Annotated in this window: 22 protein-coding genes and 2 pseudogenes; 6 read left to right on the top strand and 18 right to left on the bottom strand. The window is 29.0% G+C overall.

Features of this window, described 5'->3' with window-relative positions; all coding sequences use genetic code 11:
* Positions 1–219: 219 nt before the first annotated feature.
* The 4 genes and pseudogenes from CSPT_RS09535 to CSPT_RS01715 form a co-directional block, all read left to right on the top strand.
* Positions 220–519: pseudogene (locus CSPT_RS09535) on the top strand (cache domain-containing protein); the annotation flags it as partial.
* 1,020 nt (positions 520–1,539) lie between these two features.
* Positions 1,540–1,941: pseudogene (locus CSPT_RS09440) on the top strand (methyl-accepting chemotaxis protein); the annotation flags it as partial.
* A gap of 249 nt (positions 1,942–2,190) precedes the next feature.
* Positions 2,191–2,499 carry a thioredoxin family protein gene (locus tag CSPT_RS01720; protein WP_089182019.1) on the top strand — a complete coding sequence of 103 codons (309 nt, stop codon included), beginning with the start codon at positions 2,191–2,193 and terminating at the stop codon, positions 2,497–2,499.
* Positions 2,500–2,600: 101 nt separating this feature from the next.
* Positions 2,601–3,086, top strand: a complete 486-nt coding sequence (locus CSPT_RS01715; RefSeq protein WP_089182018.1) for a lipoprotein — start codon at positions 2,601–2,603, stop codon at positions 3,084–3,086.
* Here CSPT_RS01715 and CSPT_RS01710 read toward each other — a convergent pair.
* The 16 genes from CSPT_RS01710 to pheS form a co-directional block, all read right to left on the bottom strand.
* On the bottom strand, positions 3,001–4,635 hold the full coding sequence (locus CSPT_RS01710) for a lytic transglycosylase domain-containing protein (protein ID WP_170228709.1): 1,635 nt from the start codon (positions 4,633–4,635) through the stop codon (positions 3,001–3,003). The two genes, CSPT_RS01715 and CSPT_RS01710, sit on opposite strands and share 86 nt — an antisense overlap.
* Positions 4,613–4,906: a YggT family protein gene (locus CSPT_RS01705; protein ID WP_033916838.1), complete on the bottom strand. Its 294-nt coding sequence runs from the start codon at positions 4,904–4,906 to the stop codon at positions 4,613–4,615. The genes CSPT_RS01710 and CSPT_RS01705 overlap by 23 nt, the downstream gene beginning before the upstream one ends.
* Complete coding sequence (gltX, locus tag CSPT_RS01700; protein ID WP_089182017.1) at positions 4,903–6,195, bottom strand: glutamate--tRNA ligase; 1,293 nt, start codon at positions 6,193–6,195, stop codon at positions 4,903–4,905. The genes CSPT_RS01705 and gltX overlap by 4 nt, the downstream gene beginning before the upstream one ends.
* 245 nt (positions 6,196–6,440) lie before the next feature.
* Positions 6,441–6,797, bottom strand: a complete 357-nt coding sequence (gene rplS / locus CSPT_RS01695) for a 50S ribosomal protein L19 (RefSeq protein WP_089182016.1) — start codon at positions 6,795–6,797, stop codon at positions 6,441–6,443.
* Positions 6,794–7,498 carry a tRNA (guanosine(37)-N1)-methyltransferase TrmD gene (gene trmD / locus CSPT_RS01690; protein WP_089182015.1) on the bottom strand — a complete coding sequence of 235 codons (705 nt, stop codon included), beginning with the start codon at positions 7,496–7,498 and terminating at the stop codon, positions 6,794–6,796. The genes rplS and trmD overlap by 4 nt, the downstream gene beginning before the upstream one ends.
* Positions 7,498–8,028: a ribosome maturation factor RimM gene (gene rimM, locus CSPT_RS01685; RefSeq protein ID WP_089182014.1), complete on the bottom strand. Its 531-nt coding sequence runs from the start codon at positions 8,026–8,028 to the stop codon at positions 7,498–7,500. The genes trmD and rimM overlap by 1 nt, the downstream gene beginning before the upstream one ends.
* Complete coding sequence (locus CSPT_RS01680; RefSeq protein WP_089182013.1) at positions 8,021–8,263, bottom strand: KH domain-containing protein; 243 nt, start codon at positions 8,261–8,263, stop codon at positions 8,021–8,023. Before CSPT_RS01680 ends, rimM begins: the two co-directional genes overlap by 8 nt.
* Before the next feature lie 2 nt (positions 8,264–8,265).
* The gene (rpsP, locus tag CSPT_RS01675) at positions 8,266–8,496 is read right to left on the bottom strand and encodes a 30S ribosomal protein S16 (RefSeq protein WP_089182012.1); all 231 of its coding nucleotides are present in this window, start codon (positions 8,494–8,496) and stop codon (positions 8,266–8,268) included.
* Positions 8,497–8,574: 78 nt separating this feature from the next.
* Positions 8,575–9,912: a signal recognition particle protein gene (gene ffh, locus CSPT_RS01670; RefSeq protein ID WP_089182011.1), complete on the bottom strand. Its 1,338-nt coding sequence runs from the start codon at positions 9,910–9,912 to the stop codon at positions 8,575–8,577.
* Positions 9,913–9,988: 76 nt separating this feature from the next.
* A complete protein-coding gene (serA, locus tag CSPT_RS01665; protein WP_235610093.1) occupies positions 9,989–11,572 on the bottom strand; it encodes a phosphoglycerate dehydrogenase in 1,584 nt (527 codons plus the stop codon).
* Complete coding sequence (locus tag CSPT_RS01660) at positions 11,566–12,045, bottom strand: hypothetical protein (protein WP_089182009.1); 480 nt, start codon at positions 12,043–12,045, stop codon at positions 11,566–11,568. Before CSPT_RS01660 ends, serA begins: the two co-directional genes overlap by 7 nt.
* A gap of 9 nt (positions 12,046–12,054) precedes the next feature.
* Positions 12,055–13,722 (bottom strand): 30S ribosomal protein S1, encoded by a 1,668-nt coding sequence (locus CSPT_RS01655; RefSeq protein WP_089187823.1) that lies wholly within the window; start codon positions 13,720–13,722, stop codon positions 12,055–12,057.
* Positions 13,723–13,835: 113 nt separating this feature from the next.
* Positions 13,836–14,660 carry a 4-hydroxy-3-methylbut-2-enyl diphosphate reductase gene (locus CSPT_RS01650; protein WP_089182007.1) on the bottom strand — a complete coding sequence of 275 codons (825 nt, stop codon included), beginning with the start codon at positions 14,658–14,660 and terminating at the stop codon, positions 13,836–13,838.
* Positions 14,650–15,924 (bottom strand): 3-phosphoshikimate 1-carboxyvinyltransferase, encoded by a 1,275-nt coding sequence (gene aroA, locus CSPT_RS01645; RefSeq protein WP_089182006.1) that lies wholly within the window; start codon positions 15,922–15,924, stop codon positions 14,650–14,652. Before aroA ends, CSPT_RS01650 begins: the two co-directional genes overlap by 11 nt.
* Complete coding sequence (gene pheT / locus CSPT_RS01640; protein ID WP_089182005.1) at positions 15,921–18,254, bottom strand: phenylalanine--tRNA ligase subunit beta; 2,334 nt, start codon at positions 18,252–18,254, stop codon at positions 15,921–15,923. Before pheT ends, aroA begins: the two co-directional genes overlap by 4 nt.
* Entirely contained in the window at positions 18,248–19,243 is a 996-nt protein-coding gene (gene pheS / locus CSPT_RS01635; protein WP_089182004.1) for a phenylalanine--tRNA ligase subunit alpha, read from the bottom strand. Before pheS ends, pheT begins: the two co-directional genes overlap by 7 nt.
* Before the next feature lie 134 nt (positions 19,244–19,377).
* Between pheS and CSPT_RS01630 the strand changes: the two genes are divergently transcribed.
* Both CSPT_RS01630 and CSPT_RS01625 read left to right on the top strand, forming a co-directional pair.
* On the top strand, positions 19,378–19,740 hold the full coding sequence (locus tag CSPT_RS01630; protein WP_089182003.1) for a histidine triad nucleotide-binding protein: 363 nt from the start codon (positions 19,378–19,380) through the stop codon (positions 19,738–19,740).
* A 119-nt stretch (positions 19,741–19,859) separates the two neighbouring features.
* Entirely contained in the window at positions 19,860–20,456 is a 597-nt protein-coding gene (locus CSPT_RS01625; RefSeq protein ID WP_033916854.1) for a peroxiredoxin, read from the top strand.
* A 130-nt stretch (positions 20,457–20,586) separates the two neighbouring features.
* Here the strand turns inward: CSPT_RS01625 and CSPT_RS01620 are convergent, their stop codons facing one another.
* Positions 20,587–20,877, bottom strand: coding sequence for a hypothetical protein (locus CSPT_RS01620; RefSeq protein ID WP_089181953.1), 291 nt, complete (start codon positions 20,875–20,877; stop codon positions 20,587–20,589).
* A gap of 115 nt (positions 20,878–20,992) precedes the next feature.
* The gene (locus CSPT_RS01615) at positions 20,993–21,478 is read right to left on the bottom strand and encodes a hypothetical protein (RefSeq protein WP_089181954.1); all 486 of its coding nucleotides are present in this window, start codon (positions 21,476–21,478) and stop codon (positions 20,993–20,995) included.
* Between the last annotated feature and the right edge of the window lie 101 nt (positions 21,479–21,579).

Below are 21,579 nucleotides of genomic sequence, written 5' to 3'. Positions count from 1 at the left end.
TTATTTGCTTTTCTGTATTTACATTCATTAATTATAAATCTACTCGAAGTACGATTATACATACAAGTGAAGCCAGAAAAACATCCATATCTCTTTCTTCAAATTTGTTAGTTAATGAATTCTTCAGCGATAAAATAAAAGCAATTGAAAATTTTGTAGATTTTTTGCAAAAAAAATCCATAATATGTTATAGACAGAGATTTATTAAATCAACAAATAATGTTTATATCAAAAACTTCTAGCTTAGAAAACATATTTTTTGCATATGAGAGTGATGGAAATTTTTATAGAACAGATATTGAAGATAATAAGAAAGTTAGTTTTATTTTTAGAACTATAGAAAAAGATAATTATGAACCAAGAAAAAGGGAGTGGTATAAACTCGCAACTAATAGTGATAAAATAATTTTTACAAAACCATATATCGCAAAAACACGCAATAAGCCAACTATATCTATAGCAAAAAAGGTAATAATTGATAATAAATTAGTAGGAGTTGTTTCAAGTGATGTATTTTTAGATACTTTAAATGATAAATTGTCAAACATAAAAGATTCTGAGACTAGCTTTATTACTGTTGTTGATATAAACTCAAAACAAATAGTTTCTCATCCAAATAAAAAAGTAGTAATGTCAAATGATCCAGAAGCTCAAAGTATAGTAAACATTTTAGAAAATAGTTTTAATAAATATGCTAATAAACCTTTTGAATTTGAATTTAAAGGCGATAAAAGAGTGGCTGCTTGCGAAAAATACGAAGCTGCAAACTGGCTTATTTGTTCAGCAAACTCAATGAGTGATTATGATAGCACACTAAGTTATATAATTAAAAGTCAAAGTGTAACTTCAACTATATTTATTATACTTATAGTAATAATTTTAACCCTAGTAATAACTTATTATCTAAAACCAATCTCCATCATCCAATCAGGTCTAAACAATGTATTTAAATTTATAAATCATGAATCAAAAGATGCTAATACAATAAATGTAAAAACTAAAGATGAATTTGGAGCTATGGCAAAAGCTATTAATGAAAACATAGAAAAAACTAAAAAGAATTTATCTGATGAAGAGATATTTATCAAGCAAGCTGATACATTTGTAGATAAGATAAAAGAAGGAGACTTCTTAGCATCATTTGAAGCAAATAGTAGTAATCCTGCTTTAAATACTCTAAAAGAAGCATTTATAGAGTTACAAGAAACATTAAACTCACTTATAGCAGATGATGGAAATAATATATTAGCTTTATTAAAATCTTTTCAAAACAAAGACTTTAGTGCTCACATAGATGACAATGGTGTTATAGCAAAAGGTGTAAATACATTAGGAGCTGAGATAAGCAGTATGCTTAAACAAAATCTATCTCAAGCAGAAAGCTTACAACAAAAATCAGATCTATTATCTAAAGCAGTAGATCAAATAACAGCTTCAGCTAAAAAACAAGCTAGTTCACTTGAAGAAAGTGCAGCTGCTGTTGAAGAGATGAGTAGTTCAATGAACTCAATTAATCAAAAAACAACAGAAGTTATAGCTCAAAGTGAAGAGATTAAAAATGTTATAACTATTATAAAAGATATATCAGAGCAAACTAACCTTCTAGCACTTAATGCTGCTATAGAAGCAGCAAGAGCTGGAGAAGCAGGAAGAGGATTTGCTGTTGTTGCTGATGAAGTTAGAAAACTAGCAGAAAAAACTGGTAAGTCATTAACTGAAATAGAAGCTAATGTAAATGTTTTAACTCAATCAATAAATGAGATGAGTGAAAGTATTAGAGAACAAACTGAAGCAATATCTATGATAAATAACTCTGTAGCTGATGTAGATGCTTTAACAAAAGAAAATGTTAATATTGCTAATAATACATTTACTATCACAAAAGAACTTGATACTATGTCTAAAGATATAGTTGATAGTGTAAGGAAGAATAAGTTTTAATTATAAATTTAGATGTTAGAGAAAACTCTAACATCTAAGTGTTTATACTAAATTTAAATCACTAAAAGCTTTTTTTAATTTCTTATACAATTTCTCAAAATCAACTCCAGCTACTCTAGTTTCACTTATGGTTGTTATAAATATGACATATAGAATTTTAGAATTTGAAATTTGGAAATAAACTTGGTATATATTTTATAAATTTTTACTATTTATAAGTATAATATTAAAAATTCCAAAGGAGAAAATATGAAAGTATTAAATCAAGATGAGATAAAAAATGTAATGTCAAGTGGAAGCGGTATAGTTTATTTCGGTGCACCATGGTGCAAAGACTGCAAATTTGCCAAACCTATACTTGAAGAGCTAGAAAAAGCGTATTTAAACATAAATTTTTATGATGTAAATGTAGATGATAGTGAAGGTGTGAGAGATGAATACGCAATAAGACACATACCAACTATATTTTATCTAAAAGATGGTAAAGAAATTTATGATAGAGTTGTAGAGCCACGCAGCAAAAGCAGTATAGAAGAAGGTATAAAAAAACTTATGTAAATTTAGTAGCTATTTAGCCACTAAATTTTATAAAATCAATATTATAATTTATTTTTTTATCAAAATTTGGCTAAAATAACAAAAATGATATAAAGTATTTTATGAAAAAAATTATTTTTACAATTATAATAGCCATTTTTTTAAGCGCGTGTTCAAATAAAAATATAACCCATGATCCAATAAAAAATGAACTTTTAGCTTATACACAAAAAACAGAAATCATAAATAAAAACGAGAGAATTTTAGCCTTAGGAACATATCTAAATCCAGTTTATCCAAATTTAGTCAGCAAAAACCTTGAAGAACATTTTATAGTGGCAATTTATCCAAAAGAAATAGATATAAACGAAAATTCGTTTACTGTAAATAGTAGCATTCAAGATGTTATGATAAGAGAATTAAAAGAAGGTGATGAGCTTTTGAAAAAAGTTGCTTTTAGTGTTCCTTGGGGAAAATACTATGAAATTATATCTCCAAGGAAAAACACGGATATACTTAGACTTAATTTCGAAATTTATCCATCGGCTCGGATTGAACTAGCATTTCAAAAAGTTTCTGTATCGATGTATTGGCATCCAAAGCGTTAAGATAAACAACATAGTTTGCCAAAACCTTTTTACCATAATCTCTAGTTTCATCAGCTTTTACTAATTCCATACTCAAAAATGGTTCATATTTGCCTTTTAAAAACATAGCATCGTTTACAAGCATTTTTTTAGTAAAACCAATCCCGCCATTATACGCATAGGCTATGAAAATAGGATGATAAAGATATTTTTCAAGATAATCTAAATGCACATTTGCAAATTTATATGCAACTTCTGGCTTAAACATATCATCTTGATCAAAATTCTCTATATTTAGCTGTTTTTTTCCGATATCATTTGCCAAAAATGGCATAAATTGCATCATTCCTAGAGCATAAGAAACAGAAATAGCACTTGGTATAAACCTGCTTTCCTGCCTTGCTAATGCAAAAATAAGTGCTTTTCTATGCACATCAACTCCATCAAGCAAATAATCATACGCCATTGGATAGTAGTGATTTTTATAATTGCTAGCTTTTTCCATCATATAGCTATAATGCCCAACTGTATCAATGGTATAAAATTTAGCCGCAAAATCAGTAAGCTGTGAGCTATTCATATCTTTTATAGTTTTTTTAGTATATTCCCAAGTAAAAGGATCGCTCACGCTATAATATTTTAACGATGCAACTTTTGGTCTTGGAACAAAAATATCTTTTTTATTAACACTAGCAAGTTCTCTAGCATAAATACTATAAATATTTATATCATCGCTATTTGCTATATCCAAAAGAGTAGTTTTATCTTTACTTAGATAATAAACCCAAAAATTTGCGTTGTCTTTAAAACTTTGATAGGAAGTCATGTTTGCAGCTTGCTTAAAAAATTTTATTGCAATATCTGGCTTATCAAAAAGCAAGGCATTTACGCCTAAATAAAAAGCAACATTATAAGAATACGAGTTTTTTGGATCTGCTTTTAGTAATGATTTTCTAAATTTTGACATATTTTTGTTTATAACAAAACTTTTTATTGTATTTTCAAATCTTTTTTCATTTATAAGTTTATTGATAAAATTTAAATTATAGCTTTTATCAAAATTTTTGTTTTTATTATAAATATTATAATATGTTATAAAATTTAAACTATCTAATGTCTTTTCATAGTATAAAGCAGGATCTTTTGAATTTAAACCCATTAGCATATTGGCAGAATTTGGATAAGAAGATTGATATTTTTCTATAAGTTTGTTTCTATCTTCATTACTTAAATTTAAAACCCTACTCATATAAAGAAGCTTTATTTGGCAACTCTCATTAGCATCCATTATATTTGGATAAGCCATTTCGCACTGCGAAACAACTTCTGGTTTTGATCCAATTACTTTTTCTATCGCTGTTTTTAGCCTACCTTTGTATCTATAAACATCATCTCTAAGAGTATAAACATCGTCTTTTGTATAATTACCTTCAGTTAAAAGTCTATAAAAATAATAATCTTTTGCTAGACTTTTTGGCTCTTTTTTTAAATTTACAGCATCAATAACCACACCAAAAGAAAACCCCAAACATAGAAAAAATACTAAACTACATCGCAGCAGCAAAACCAAATAAACTCCTTACTACAAAAAGATCTAAAAATTGTATTATAAGAATAACAATAACTGGTGCGATGTCAATACCGCCAAATGTTGTTGGCACAATGCTTCTAATCTTGGCATATACAGGCTCTGTAAGTCTATATAAAGCTTGGACTAATTTATTATATGGATCTGGTCTAACCCAAGAAATTAGTGCCGCAATTATTATGACCCACATATATCCTACTAAAACAAAATGAAGTATGCTCGCAATTGCAAATATAAGATTACTTACTATCAAATTATTTCCTTTATATCATTTTTTATAAAATCATAAAGCTCACTTAACTCAGGTCCATGTTCTTTGCCTGTTATAAGAAGTCTAAGTGGCATAAAAAACTTTTTACCTTTTAGGGAAGTTTCACTCATAAGAGCTTTTTTAAACTCATCAAAACTATCTTTATAATCTAATTTTAATATAGCCTCTTTTAAGATTTTCATCTCATTTTCATACTCGCCTTGTATGTGTTTAGGCGAATAAATATGTGAAATTTTATCTTTTATCTCACCAATCAAACTTGATTCTTGTGTATAAAAACGAATAAGTGAAGCAAATTTAATAGGCATTTCAAAAAGTTGTGCCAATCTTTCATCACTTGCTCTTTTTATATGTTCTCTATTTATTTGAGAAAGTTTATCTATGTCAAATTTAGCCGGGCTTTTTGATACTTTTTTTATATCAAACCACTCCACTGCTTCATTCATGCTAAAAATTTCGTATGGAGTTTTATTGCCTAGCATAATTAGATAATTTGCAATTGCTTCTGGCATATAACCAGTTTCTAAAAGCCATTTTACAGAAGAGCTATTTTCTCTTTTGCTCATTTTCGTGCCGTGTTCGTTTAGTATTATAGGGAGATGAGCATATCTAAATTTACCAGTATAACCAAGATATTCTCGTATTAAGTCTTGTTTTGGTGTATTGCTTATATGATCTTCGCCCCTTATAACAAAATCCACACCCTCAAGCATATCATCAACTGCACAAGCAAAGTTATAAGTTGGAGTTTTGTCTGTTCGCATAATAACAAAGCTATCTATATTTTCTGGCTCAAAAGATATCTCGCCTTTTATTTCATCAATAAAACTCATAGTTTTATTAGGTTTTTTCATCCTTATAACAGATGGCTTTTCACAATTCAAAACCTCTTCGTCGCTTAATTTTTCACAAGTTCCATCATATCTATAAGCAATATTTTTCTCTTTTGCAAGTTCTTTTTTCTTTGCGATATCTTCATCAGAACAAAAACACAAAAATGCTTTTTTATCCATCAAAAGTTTTGCCGCTAATTCTCTATGAAATTTAAGATTTTTACTTTGATAATAAAGAGTATCCCATTTTATGCCAAATTTTGTTAAAATTTCTAAAATTTCAGCATCTTTGCCTTCAATGTTTCTTTCTTTATCGGTATCTTCTATACGAAGTATAAAACCGCTTTTATCTTGCAGTGAACAAATATAGTTAAATATAGCTGCACGCAAATTTCCAATATGCATATCACCAGTTGGCGATGGCGCAAAACGATACATTTTAATCCTTAATTTTTTTCTTACGATTATACTAAAACTTTCTTTATAAAAAGAAAATATGAGTATTGTTGTATTATCACAACTATAAAAATATTTTTCAAAATGTATTAAATTTATTTTTATTTATGTTTTTTAAAATATAGAAGCAAAAAGAAAATATTGAATAATTTTTAAATTTGATATTAAATATAAAAGTTAAAAGATAGTATAAATTCATAATTGAATTTATACTAAAGTTTGAGAATTTATTTTTTAAGTTCTTTAATTCTAGCAGCTTTACCACGAAGCTCGCGAAGATAAAATAGTCTCGCTCTTCTAACGCGACCTCTTCTTAGAACCGTGATTGATTCTATACTATCGCTATAAATAGGGAAAATTCTCTCTACGCCTACACCGTTTGCTCCAATTTTACGAATAACAAATGTTTGATTTACAGACTCTCCTCTTCTAACTATACACACACCCTCGAAGTTTTGAACTCTAGTTTTTTCACCTTCTTTTATGCGAATAGCAACTCTTAGTGTATCGCCTGCTCTAAACTCAGGCACTTCTTTATCGGCTTTTTGAGCTTTTTCAAAAGCCTCAATATATTTATTTTTCATTTTATTCCTTTGTTTAGCGACTTTGATTTTATATACAAATCTGGGCGATGGAACCTAGTTTTGCAAATCGCCATATTATCTTTCAAAGCTTTTATTTTACTATGATTTCCCTTTAAAAACTCTGAAACTACTTTTAAATTTTGAAAATTATCTGGCTTTGTAAAAGAAGGAGCTTCCAAAAGAGTGTTTTCAAAGCTTTCTTCTACTAAAGAATTACTATTTCCCAAAACACCCCCAATGTTTCTACTTATAGCATCACACATACAAAGTGCAGGAAGCTCTCCACCAGTTAAAACAAAATCCCCTATACAAAACAACTCATCAGCAAAAAGTTCATAAATTCTTTCATCAATGCCTTCATATCTACCACACACAAAACATAAATGAGAAAAATTTGATAGTCTTTTTGCGTCTTGTTGTGTAAATTTTTTACCAACTGGTGTTGAAAAAATGATTTTTACATTTTTATCCATTTTTTTTAAATGCATCAATAACTCATAAAGTGGCTGGGCACTCATCAAAAGCCCAGCACCGCCACCTATCATATAATCATCTACTTTTTTATATCTGTTTTTACTAAAATCTCTTGGATTTAGAAAATTTATATCAATTAGCTTTTTTTCTGTAGCTCTTTTTAATATAGAATCACAAAAATAAGGCTCTACAAGATTTCTAAAAAGTGTAACAAAGGTAAATTTCATTATGAATTTTCAAGTATGTCTATACTATCTTTTGAAAATATTGTTTTATTTTTTATATCGACGCTTATTATATATCTATCATTATAAGGTATATAAAAGTTTTTTGGCATATTTTTTTGTGTAAGCTCATCAGATGTTTTGATTAATAACATATGATTCATAGGAAATTCTTCTATATCCTCAACTATACCTAAAATTTGATTGTTTTCTACAATTTTGCAACCAATGATATCAAAATAAAAAAATTCATCTTTTTTTAATTTACAATTTTTAATAGTATCTGCTTTTGTGGTATATAAAATCTTATTTGTGAGTATTTTTGCACTATCTATATCGTTATAACCAGTAAATTTGATTAAAAGTTTAGCTTTATCAAAACTCTCAACCTCAAATTCATTTGAATTTTTATCGTAAAAGACAGCACCTTTTTTAAACTGATTTATAAAATCACTTTTATTATTTAACTTTAATTGCCCTTTTAACCCAACAGTCTTACCAACAACAGCAACTTCTAGAAACTCACTATTCAATAGATTTTACCGTAACTCTATAAGAAAGAGAATTTTTTGCCTTACATCCGATGATAACAGCCTTAATAGCATTTATTATTCTGCCATCTTTACCTATAAGTTTTCCGGCATCAGACTTGTTTGCAAAAATAGTAAGTTCGCAAAAATTATCATCAATTTGCTCTTCTTTTATATCAACTTGATCCGGAAATTCGGCTATCAATCTAGCATATTCTAATAAAAAATTTTTTACCATTTTTATTTGCTAGTTATTCTAGCCACCCTATCACTTAGTTTAGCACCAACGCTCTTCCAATACTCAAGTCTTTGAGAATCAAATTTAACTACTTCTGGATCTACCATTGGATTATAATAACCGATACTTTCTATCCAACCACTATCTCTTCTTTTTCTACTATCGGTAACTACTATACGATAAAAAGGTCTTTTCTTGCGACCAGCTCTTGTTAATCTAACAACTGTTGCCATATTTTTACTCCTTAAATTTATAAATAAAGCTTAGGTATAGCCTTTGCCATAACTAAACTTTATTTTCAAAACTTCCCATTATCTAGGGAAATTTTGAGCTCCGCCTAACATACTTTCAATACCACGCATACTATTTTTATTTGATAGCTTTTTAGCTATTTTAGACGCATTGCTAAATTGTTTTAAAAATTTATTAACTTCCATCTGAGAAAGTCCGGCTCCACTAGCGAGTCTTCTCTTTCTAGAATTATTTAAAAGATCTGGATTTTCACGCTCTTTTGGAGTCATTGATTGTATCATAGCTTTTATATGTTTTATTTCATCAGATCCTTCCAAATCAATATCTTTTAATTTTCCAGCAACATTTGAAAGTCCAGGAATCATACCTATAAGGTTTTTCATATTTCCAAGCTTCTTAACACTTTCTAATTGCTCTATGAAATCATTGAAATTAAATTGACCTTTTTTTATTTTTTTATTTAATCTTTTTGCTTCTTTTTCGTCTATTATAGCACTTGTTTTTTCCACAAGTGTTGCCAAATCGCCCTCTCCCATAATACGACTTACTATTCTATCTGGGATAAAACTTTCTAAATCTGCAACTTTTTCTCCAATACCAACAAATCTTAAAGGAATTTCAAGCTGTTTTGCTATACCTATAGCAACACCGCCTTTAGAATCAGAATCAAATTTACTAAGTATAACACCAGTTAAATCAAGTATTTCATCAAAACCCTTGGCTGATCTTACTGCATCTTGACCACTCATAGAATCTGCAACATAAAATATCTCATTTGGGTTTATGGTTGATTTTATATCTTTTAATTCACTCATAAGCTCTTCATCTATAGCCAAGCGTCCTGCAGTATCAACAAGCAAAACATCGTACAAGCCATCTTTTGCTTTTTTTATAGCTTCTTTTGCTACATTAATAGGATTATTTTCTCCATCTAAGTTAAAAAGCTCTATTTCATTTTCAGCACAAAGCTGTTTTAGCTGCTCAACAGCGGCAAGTCTTTGCAAGTCACATGCTGCAACTAAAATCTTTTTTTTGCGTAGTTTTAGAAAATTCGCAAGCTTAACTGTCGTAGTTGTTTTTCCACTACCTTGAAGTCCCGTCATTAAAACTACTGTTGGAGGATTTGATGCATAAACAAAACCTTGATTACCAGGAGCTGTCAATGTAGTAGTCAAATTTTCTTTAATACTATCTAAAAACTGTTTTTGACCAATACCTCTACCTTTAAGGTCTTTTTCTATATTAGATAAAAGATCTTTTACAACTTTATGATAAACATCGGCTTTTAATAGTGCTTTTTTAAGAGTTTCCATCGCATTTTTGAGTGCTTTTTCATCATCGATGGTCTTTAGTTTATTAACAGCTGCCTTAAAAGAATCACTTATTTGCTCAAACACTAATCCTACCTCAATAAAAAATTTATATACAATTAATAAAAGTTCTAATTATACTGTATTTTTCTTAAATTAAAATTTATAAAACAGCATAATGTGCCCAAACACAATTTGATAAATTGCTTATTTTAGCGATAATATCTTTGCTTATATTTTCATCCAATAATATAACAGCAAGAGCATATCCTTCTTCGCCTCTTCCAAGTCTAAAATCCGCTATATTTATATTAGCATCTTTTAATATAGAAGCCACAGACATGATAACTCCAGGGACATCTCTATTTTTAAATACTATCATTTTGCCTTTTGGCTTAAAGTCTGTTTTAAAGCCATTAATGCTAACAATTCTTTGTTCTGTTTGTGAGAATACCGTTCCAGAAATTTCAGTAATTCCACTTTGTGTAATCAAAGAAATAGTTGCTTTATTTCTATAATCTTTTTCTTCTAAAGTCGCAACAGATGTTTTTATATCTTTTTCTTCTGCAACAAATTTGGCATTTACATAGTTGATATGATCTCCTAAAATATGTTTCATTGCACCAACTATAGCAAAAATCAACATTGACTCAGCATAACTTCCAATATCACCTTCTGTTTTAAGATGAATCTCTCTTATAGATCCGTTTGATATCTGTGCACCAAAATAAGCCATTTTTGAAATAAGTTCTATATAAGGCACGACAAATTCAGGAATACTATCTTTTCTTATAGGTAAATTCAGTGCATTTGGATAACTAATACCTCTTATTGCACTTATGGCCTGCTCTGCTGCTGCAATAGCAATTTTTTCTTGAGATTCATATGTATTTGCCCCAAGATGTGGCGTTACTCCAACATTTTCAAATTCCAATAATTCGTGATTTGTTGCTGGTTCTTTTTCAAGCACATCTATACCAAGAGATGCTATTTTACCACTCTTTAAGCCTTTTACAAGCATTGCCTCATTATAAAGACCGCCTCTAGCACAATTAATTAATCTAACTCCATCTTTTAATTTATCTAAATCTTTTTGCGAAATTATATCTATAGTCTCATTCGTTTTTGGTGTATGTATAGTTATAAAATCTGAATTTTTTAGTATATCATCTAAATTTTCAGCATAAACTCCGCCCATACTTGTAACTTTTGTAGGATCTATGTATGGATCATAAGCAATAATATTCATACCAAAAGCCATTGCTCTTTGTGCTACTCTTGATCCGATATTGCCAAATCCAATTATACCAAGAGTTTTTCCAAAAAGCTCTACTCCATACCATTTTTCGCGTTTCCAGTTTCTATTTATCTTAAGATCATTGCTTGAGTTTATAAATTTTCTAGCACAGTTTAATATATGACACATAGTCATCTCAACAGCTGCTATAGTATTTGCTGTTGGAACATTCATTATGATGATACCTTTTTTAGAAGCATTTTCTATATCAACATTATCAACACCAACTCCAGCTCTTACTATCGCAGTTAAATTTTTACCAGCATCTAAAAATTTACTACCAATTTCAGTTGGGCTTCTTGTTATAGCAACATCTGCATTAACTATAACTTTTAAAAGTTCGTCTTTTGCTAAATTTGTAGCATCTATAACTTTTATATCATCTTCTTTTTCTAGAAGCTCAAAACCTTTTTGATGAATAGCGTCACACACAACCACTGTTTTCATAATACAATTTCCTTTGTTTTAGAATTTATATCGTATGTTTTTAAACTAGATACAATATTTTGCAATAACTCTTTATCTCCGGTATATAAGTAGATTAAATTTTGTGTCTCATCTTTTATAACGCTAAACTCAACACCCAAATGCTTAAGAGTTTGAGATACACAAAACATAGAGTAAAAACTATTCTTATCTATAATTAGTTGAGTAATCTTGCCTAAATTTTTTGGGCTACCAACTTTTATATAAATTTTATTTACAGGAAGAGAATAATCACTATTTTTTCTAACCGCAAATTCTTCAATCCACGAAAAATATTTTTTTTCTTTATGCTTAAAAATCTGTTTATTTAATGGTTCAGAGGAGTTATTTTCCACAAAAAGACTTGTATTTGCATAACTCCACAGATAAAAACCAAAAACTAGTAACAAAATAGCTAAAAATGATATAGTGCCAAATGTTAATAGTCTTTTTTTCATAATAATATATTAAGATAGTTGATCTTTTATGATATCGCCTAAATTAAAACTATCATTATCATTTATTTCTTTTAAAACTTCTCTTTCTTTTTGTTTAGAAAGACGCTTTATGCTAAGCCTAATTCTATTTTTTTTATCATCTATAAAAGCTATTACAGATTCTATAGTATCGCCAACTTTTAGAGTAGAAACATCAACACTAGAACCTATATCTTCATTTCTTATAAGAGCTTCAACATCGTCTTGTAATTTTACAAATATTCCAAAATCCTTAATATCTCTTATGGTTCCAGTAACAACATCTCCAACATTGTGTTGTTTTGCATATTCACAAACCGGGCTACTTGTTAAATCTTTTAAAGAAAGAGATATTTTTTCATTTTCTTTATCTATTTTTATAATTTTTACTTCTAATTCATCTCCGGTTTTAAACATATCTTTACATTTTATGTTTCTATCCCAAGATGCATCTTCGTTATGCAAAAGTCCTTCAAGTGAGCCTACTTTTATAAAAGCACCAAAATTTGTAATAGTAGTTATCTCTCCTTTTACTATGTCGCCTTCTTTAAATTTTGACATAAACTCATCAAATGGTTTAGGTAACATATTTTTCAAAGATACTCTAAGCCTTCTATCGCTAGCATCTATTTCGATAACTTCAACATCTACCTCTTGACCCTCGCTTATGAAATCTTTTGGATTTTTTATATTTTTATCCCAAGAAATTTCACTTATATGCAAAAATCCTTCTATATCGTTTCCAAGATCAACAAAAGCACCATATGGCTCTATATTGCTAACTAGAACTTTTATAGTATCACCGACATCAAGACTATCTTCTATCTCATCCCAAGGATCTGGCATAGCGGCTTTTATAGATAAAGAAAGGTGATGTTTCTCATTATCGTATTTTGTAACTTTTACTAAAACCTTATCTCCTTCTTTATATAAAGTTTTAGGATTAACTGGACCTTTGTAACTTATTTCACTATAATGAACAAGTCCATCAACTCCACCAACATCTACAAACATTCCATAAGTTGTAATTTTTTTAACAACTCCTTCTAAAACATCATCATTTTGTAAGATAGAATTTATTATCTCTTTTTTCTTTTTTTTGTCTTCTTCCATAATCTTGCGTCTTGATATAACAATGCTTTGCTCTTGTGGATTTACTTTTATCACTTTTGCTGCAAATGTTTTACCAAGCACATTTCCATCTCTAAAACCACTTTGCGATCTAGGCAAGAAAAACTCAACTCCATCTTTATTTTGAGCGACAAATCCGCCCTTATTTTTAGATATAATTTTTACATCTACTATATTTTCAGCATTTTCATCATAACTATCTATAAAATCTTTTATTTTTTCTTTTCGAATAGCTTTTTTGTGAGAAACTATCGGCTTTCCACCTCTATATCCTGTTATGACTACTTTTATCTCGTCGCCTTCTTTTATATCTAGCTTATCATTATCGTTTTTTAACTCACTAGAATTTAAAATACCCTCAGATTTTTTACCTATATTTAAAAAAATCTCATCGCCTTTTATAGCAACTACAACACCGTTACATACAGTATCGTTTGATTGTTTAAAAGATTCTTCTAACATCGTAGCAAAATCTAAATCATCATCCTCAAAAATATCGTTTTGAACTTTATCGTTCACCTCAGCCATCGTCGTCCTTTTTTGTAATTTTTGCATATTTTGAAATACTCATGATTATACTTAAAAATAACTTATTTTCATATTAATTATTAACTTAAATTTAATGCCAAATTTTTTAAAATTTAAAACTTTTCTAAATTTCTTATAATATTTTGTATTATCCAATCAGGAGTGCTAGCACCGGCACTAACGCCACATATATTTTTATTTATAAACCAATCTTTATTCAATTCTAATTCATTTTCTATAAGATAACTATCTTCGCAAAATTGTTTAGAAATTATGAATAACTGTTTAGTATTTGAAGAGTTTTTACCGCCAATTATTACCATAACATCGGCTTTTTTAGCGAGTTCTTCTACTGCTTCTTGATTTAAAAGAGTTGCATTACAAATTGTATTAAAAACACGAACTTCTTTTGATTTTTCCATTATAACATTTACAATTTCTTTAAAATGTTCTATTTTTTTAGTTGTTTGTGAAATTACGGCTACTTTATTTCTAAGCGATATTTGTTTTATTTCATCTATGCTTAATACAACATAAACATTGCCTTTAGCGTATGATTTTACACCTTTTACTTCTGGATGATTGCCGTCTCCAAAAATAACTATATCATAACCTTCATCGCTCATTTTCTCTACTATTTTTTGTGGCTTTGTAACATATGGGCAAGTAGCGTCAATGATGTCTATGTTTTTTTGCTTTAATATACTTAAATCATCTTTTGTTATACCATGTGTTCTTATAATCGCCTTTTTCTCACAGCTTAATTCATCAATACTATTAAGAGTTTTTACGCCAAAATTATCTTTAAGTCTATTTATCTCTTCTTTGTTGTGTATAAGCTCGCCTATAGTTGCTGAATTTGGTGCATTTTCTGCTAATTTTATAGCTCTTTTTACTCCAAAACAAAAACCACAACTCTTAGCAAGTTCAATCTTCAACTTTAACTCCAATATCTCTTAAAATTTGAGAAAAAGATGGAAAAGATGTATTTATACACTCGCTATTTTCTATTATCATTCCGCATTTTAAACCCAAAATTGCAAAGCTCATAGCTATTCTATGATCTCCACTTGGTTCTATTATTGCTGCATTTGGTACACCGCCGACTATTTCAAAACCATCATCAAACTCTTTCGCATCAATGCCACAAGTTTTTAATCCATCTACCATAACGGCTATTCTATCACACTCTTTTACTCTAAGCTCAGCAGCATTTCTAAGAGTACTTTTTCCATTTGCACAAGCAAAAGCTATAGCAAGGGCTGGTGCTTCATCAATGAGCCAAGATGTATTTTGACTTACTGAGATGCCGTTTAACTGCGAGTATTTAATCTCTATATCCCCAATATCATCATATGAGCTTTCTTTTTTGATAAACTTTACATACACACCCATTTGTCTTAAAACATCATAAGCCATTGTTCTTGTTTTATTTAAAATAACATTTTTTAAAATTATATGAGAATTAGGTATTATAGCCGCAATAAGCGCAAAATAAAATGCCGAACTTGGATCATTTGCAACATTTATATTTAGTGGTTTTAATGGTTTTGAAATCGGCTTGACATCTATATTCAAACCATTTATAGATATATCTGCACCCATTGATATAAGCATTTTTTCACTATGATCTCTACTTAACTCAGGCTCACTTATCTCACAACCATTTGAATTAAGTCCAGCTAAAATAAGCGCTGTTTTTACCTGTGCAGATGCTATTTTACTATCAAATTTAAAATAATCCAGCTTTGTTCCTTTTATGCAAAGTGGTGCTAAATTTCCATCATTTCTACCATAAATTTTAGCTCCAACTTCACTAAGTGGAGCACCAACTCTTTTCATCGGTCTTGAGTTTAAATACTTATCGCCACTTAAAACAAAAAATCCATCTATGCTAGCAAGAAAGCCCATTAAAATTCTCATTGTAGTTCCAGAATTTCCACACTCTAAAACACAGTTTGGTTCTATTATTTCTTTTGGCGGAGTTATGGCTATAAAATCATCATCATACTCAACAATAGCACCAAGCTTTTCTATGATTTTAAGAGTATTTAGCGTATCTTCAGCCTTTAAATAGTTTTTTATAACACTTTTTTGATCGCTTAATAGTGAAAATATGGCACATCTATGTGATATTGACTTATCAGAAGAAATTTTATCAATACTTGCTGTAATAGGCTCTTGTAAAGCTATAATCTTCATCTTATTTCCAAATTTAGTTTATCTTTTAATGAATCTAATATCACTTGCATTTTATCTGCTATTTCATCATCTTTTAATGTATTTTCTATATTTTGGAAAACAAACTTGATACTTAAACTAAAACTATCATTTAAATTTTTATCTTTATAAATGTCAATAGGCATAAATTCTTTTAAATCTTGTATAGTTAGCGAACTTATGCAGTTTTTTATATCTTCATAACGCATAGAATTTGGCACAACCAGACTCAAATCTCTACTAATGCTTGGCATTTTAGAATACTCTTTGGCTATAATTTTTTCAAATTTAAGTTTATTAAATTCTATCTCACAAATATATGTTTTAGGTAAATCCATTTTTTGTTCTATTGCTAAATCTAACCTACCGATATATCCTATCTGAATGCCTTTTTGATAAATTTTTCCTTGTTCAAATTTATTTAAAAACACCAAATCATCGCTAACTTTTATTTCTATGTTTCCGATACAATTTTGCACTTTAGTAGCAAATCTAAGAAAACTTATATCCTCGCCTTTTGGACCATTTAAAAGACTTGGTTCACTATTTAAGCCAGAAATTAAAAATGCTAAGCTTAAATTTTGATTTGCATTTTCATCAAAAACTTCGCCTAATTCAAAAAGTCTTACTGATTTTTTCTGATTTTTTATATTTCTTGATGCTGAGTTTAAAAGATGATTTATCAGAGTTGGTCTTAACATATTAAGTTCATTGTTTATAGGATTTGTCAATTTTAACTTACACTCTTTAAAACCCAATTTTAAAAGTTCCTCTTTATTATCAAAAACATAATGCATACACTCAAAAAATCCATTATCAACGGCTCTATTTTTAATACTTTTTATGTTAGCATAGTTATAAAATACACTATTTAATCTATTCTTCTCTTTAAATTCTAAAGGCTTAGAAACTATGTTATCAACACCAAGAATTCTTACTATTTCCTCACAAATATCATGAGAATTATCTATATCGTGCCTAAAACTAGGAATTTTTACATTTAAAAATTTCTGCTCGGCACTAGAACTTACATCAAAGCCTAATTTTTTTAATATTTTTAAAGCCTCATTTTTTTCTATCTGTATGCCAATCATACTGCTTTGTTCGGTTATATTTATAGTAACCATTTTTTGAGAAATTTCATTATTTATATACTGCGAACCAGCATAAATAGATATAAAATCAAATTTATTAAAACATTTAAAAAGATATCCAAATCCAAACTCTAAGTCAGGCTCGCTTCCTCTGCTAGATCTATAAAGATGCTCATCGCTTTTTATATTTTTATTTTCATAAACAATCCTAGATATCAAATTTGGATCAGTATAATTTGCCTCTATAATGATAACTTTGCTATTTTCATCAGGCATAGCAATATCATTTTGATAAATTCCAGCTATGCTAAGTTTTTCATTTTCAGCTTTTACAACACTAGCTGTCGTGCTATCTTTTATTATATCTAAAGAAATTTTTTCTCTACCATTTGCTATCTTATCAAAATCATAAGCTCTAAACAAAACTCCAGTTGTATGTGTGGCATATGATATAATTTTTTGTATTATATCTGTTTTTTGCATACCTATATAAGCAAGTCTTAATTTTAGTAATAATTTCTCTTCTATATCTCCGTTTAATTTTATAGCTTTGTATTGAAAATTTGAAATAGGCTTTTCATCAGTTTTTATACTTAAAATTCTACCAATTCCAAGCAAATTCTCACCATCTTCATATAGTTCAACTTCTTTTAATGCTATATCTAGTGCAGCAGATAAATCTCTAGCAACACCATAAATACTTAAACAATCTCCCCTATTTGCAGTTAAATCTATCTCTATAATATCATCATTTAAAAGCGGATAATTTTTAAGTTCTTCTCCGAGTTTTAATTCGCCAATACTTGCATCAAGCGGCATTATTCCATCATTTATCTTGGGCATTCCAAGTTCTGTTGATGAGCATATCATTCCCATGCTTTCAACACCTCTTAATTTAGCCTTTTTAATCTCCATTTTATTTGGCATAATAGCCCCCACCATTGCAACTGGCACAAACTGACCCGGTTCAACATTGCTAGCACCACAAACTATGGTTAAAATTTCTTTTCCAACATCAACTTCACATACATTTAAATGATCTGAATTTTCATGCTTTGAGCGACTTTTTACATATCCGACAACTATATTTGAAGGTATTCTAACTTCTTTAAAACTATCAACTTCTAGTCCGATAGAATTTAGAGTTTTTAATAATAACTCATTACTAACACCGCTTATATCTATCCATTCATTTAACCAATTTCTAGTAACTACCATCTAAACTGCTCCAAAAGTCTTAAATCTCCCTCAAACATACTTCTTAAATCAGGAACTTGATGTAAAAGCATTGCAAATCTCTCAACTCCAAGTCCAAAAGCATATCCACTTACATCTTTATATCCAACAAATTCAAAAACATTAGGATCAACTATGCCGCTTCCCAAAACTTCCAACCAACCACTATTTGAACATACTCTACAGCCTTTTCCGCCACAGAAAATACAGCTTATATCAACTTCTGTTGAAGGTTCTGTAAAAGGAAAAAAGCTTGGACGAAATCTTACTTTAACATCTCCAAACATATGAATCAAAAAATCTTCTAACATATATTTTAAATTTGCGAAACTTACGCTGTTTCCATTTTCAACCACAAGTCCTTCAACCTGATGAAACATAGGCGTATGAGTTAAATCCAAATCACGCCTAAAAACTGACCCAGGTGCTATCATTCTAATAGGTGGTTTTTGATTTTGCATAGTTCTTATTTGAACGGGGCTAGTGTGAGTTCTAAGCAAACTACCATTATCAAAATAAAATGTATCTTGCATATCTCTAGCTGGATGATATTTTGGTAAATTTAACGCTTCAAAGTTATGAAAATCATCTTCTATTAGCGGTCCTTCTTCTACGGAAAAATTTTGCGAAACAAAATAATCAATGATTTTATTCATAGTAATTGTTATCGGATGTAATGCACCACTACTTGAAAGCTCATTAAAAAGAGTTATATCATAAGCTTCTTTTTTCATTTTTACATTAAGCTCTTCTTGTTCAAACTCTAATTTTTTTAAATTTAAAAGCTCACTAAGAGAGTCTCTTTGTGCATTTAAATTAGCAGCAAAGGTCTTTTTTTCTTCTCCATCTAACTCTTTTAATTTAGCAAATCCTTGAGTTATAATGCCTTTTTTACCAAAAAGATTGACTCTTATTTCTTCTAGCTCACTTAGATTTTTGCTATTTTTTATGCTATTTTCAATATCTTTCAAAATAAACCTTTTTGAATAAATTTTTGTTGATTTTACTGTTTTTATGCTAATAATATGCTTTAATGGATATGTTGTTTTATTGTTATGAATTTATAGTATAATGTTTAAAATTTTACATCTAAAAAGGATAAAAAATGACAGAAAAAACAGTATTTGAAAAGATAATTGATGGTGAGCTTCCTTGCAATAAAGTTATGGAAGATAGTGATTTTTTAGCTTTTCACGACATAAATCCAAAGGCTCCTATACATATTTTAGTAGTTCCTAAAAAACATTTTGAAAACTTTCAAGAAGTTGAACCTGCTATAATGGCAAAAATGACAGAATTTATTCACAATGTAGCAAAATTATTAGGAATAGACAAAAGCGGTTATAGACTTATAACAAATTGTGGTAAAAATGCAGGTCAAGAGGTTATGCATTTGCATTTCCATATGATTTCAGGCGGTGAATTTACATGGAGTGATAAAGGCGTAAATCCACAATCAACATTTTAGTATATGATAAATGAAAATTATTTTCATAAATTTAATTATTTTGATATAAATTTATCTTATTTTAATAATTTTATAGATATAATTTCTCAATTAATAAAATTTATTTAAAAGGATACAATATGTTAGTAACAAATAAAGCACCTGATTTTACAGCACCAGCTGTTCTTGGAGACAATCAAATAGTTGAAGATTTTAATCTTTATAAAAATATAGGAAAAAACGGAGCCGTAGTATTTTTTTATCCAAAAGATTTTACATTTGTTTGCCCAAGTGAGATTATAGCTTTTGATAACAGATTTAAAGAATTTCAAGATAGAGGTATAAGTCTTATAGGCGTAAGTTGCGATAACGAATACACTCACTTTGCTTGGAAAAACACTCCAAGAGATAATGGTGGTATAGGAAATATCCAGTTTCCATTAGTAGCTGATCTTAAAAAAGAGATAGCAAGAGGTTTTGATGTACTTTTTGATGATGCAGTTGCACTTCGCGGCTCATTTTTATTAGACAAAGACGGAACAGTTCGTCATGCAGTTATAAATGATATGCCTCTTGGAAGAAACATTGATGAAATGATAAGAATGGTAGATACAATGTTATTTACAAACGAACATGGTGAAGTTTGCCCTGCTGGATGGCACAAAGACGACGCTGGAATGAAAGCCTCAACTCAGGGCGTAGCAGAATACCTTTCTAAAAACGCTTCAAAATTATAATTTTTAGAGTGTCCTTTGACACTCTATTACATCATTTAAACCCTAACATCAACCCCAATCTTTTTTCTAATTTCTCCATAAGCTCTAGAAGAGTTTTACATCTTATTTATTTTGTCTTTGTAAAAGCTTACTAGCATAAAATAAATAGTCTTGGATCATTTTGCATATCATAAGTTTCTTTATTAAAAGTTTTTCCTTCTATTGGTTTATACTTATCTAGTATCTCTTTTTCTCGCTCTTTTGCTAGTTTTTCATTATATTCTCTTATTTCTTTATTTTCTTTCTCAACTTGTGCTCTTTTTGCAGCAGTTGTTTTTTCCATATCTTCTCTAAAAAGTTTTTTAAACTCAGTTATATCTTCATCATAATAATTAAAATATAGTGCAGCTCCATATACACTAATTGAGGAATCTTTTGGCAATGAATCAAAAAAAATCCTCCAGCTCTTGCTCTTGTTGCATTGTTCCCCAGCCTAGCCTTCTATCCCAAATAGATAATTTTCCACCTTGTGCAACTTTATCTTTTAAATTATGTAACTAAGTTACTAAATTATTATCAACTAAAAGATCTGCATCTCCTATAGTTTCTATATCAAATATTGATATATTAAATATATATTCTTGCTCTTCTTTTGTATATTTTTTATTTAGCAATTCTTCAAGTTGGACTATAGATTTTTCTTTCCAATCAACTTCATTTCTATCAAATTTAACAAATTCTCCAAGGATATCATAATCTGATTTATTATAAAAGTAGTTTCTAAATCTAGCATTTTGTTTAGCCATCTCTTCTTTTGATTGTGTTTTTTGTTTTTCTTTGATTTTTGTAATTATATCTTTTGTATTTTCTTCTAATTTGTTTTCATTAGTTTGATTTATGGTTTGCTCTTGTGTAGTTTGTTCTTTGATATTAGAGTTATCTCGCGTTAATTGTTCTTTTACAGAGTTTTCTTTTAAATTTGTTGTTGTATTTGTATTGTAATAACTTAAATTTGATTCAAATCCATTTATACTACCTATCATTTTAAATACTTTTTAATAGCACTCTTTGATAAATCCATAATCGTCAAATTTAAAATAAAATTTAGTTATAAATTTCTAGTAATGTAAAGTATCTTATATGA

Source organism: Campylobacter sputorum subsp. sputorum (genome assembly GCF_008245005.1).
GTDB lineage: Bacteria > Campylobacterota > Campylobacteria > Campylobacterales > Campylobacteraceae > Campylobacter_F > Campylobacter_F sputorum.
This window is presented reverse-complemented; position numbering and strand designations above follow the sequence as displayed.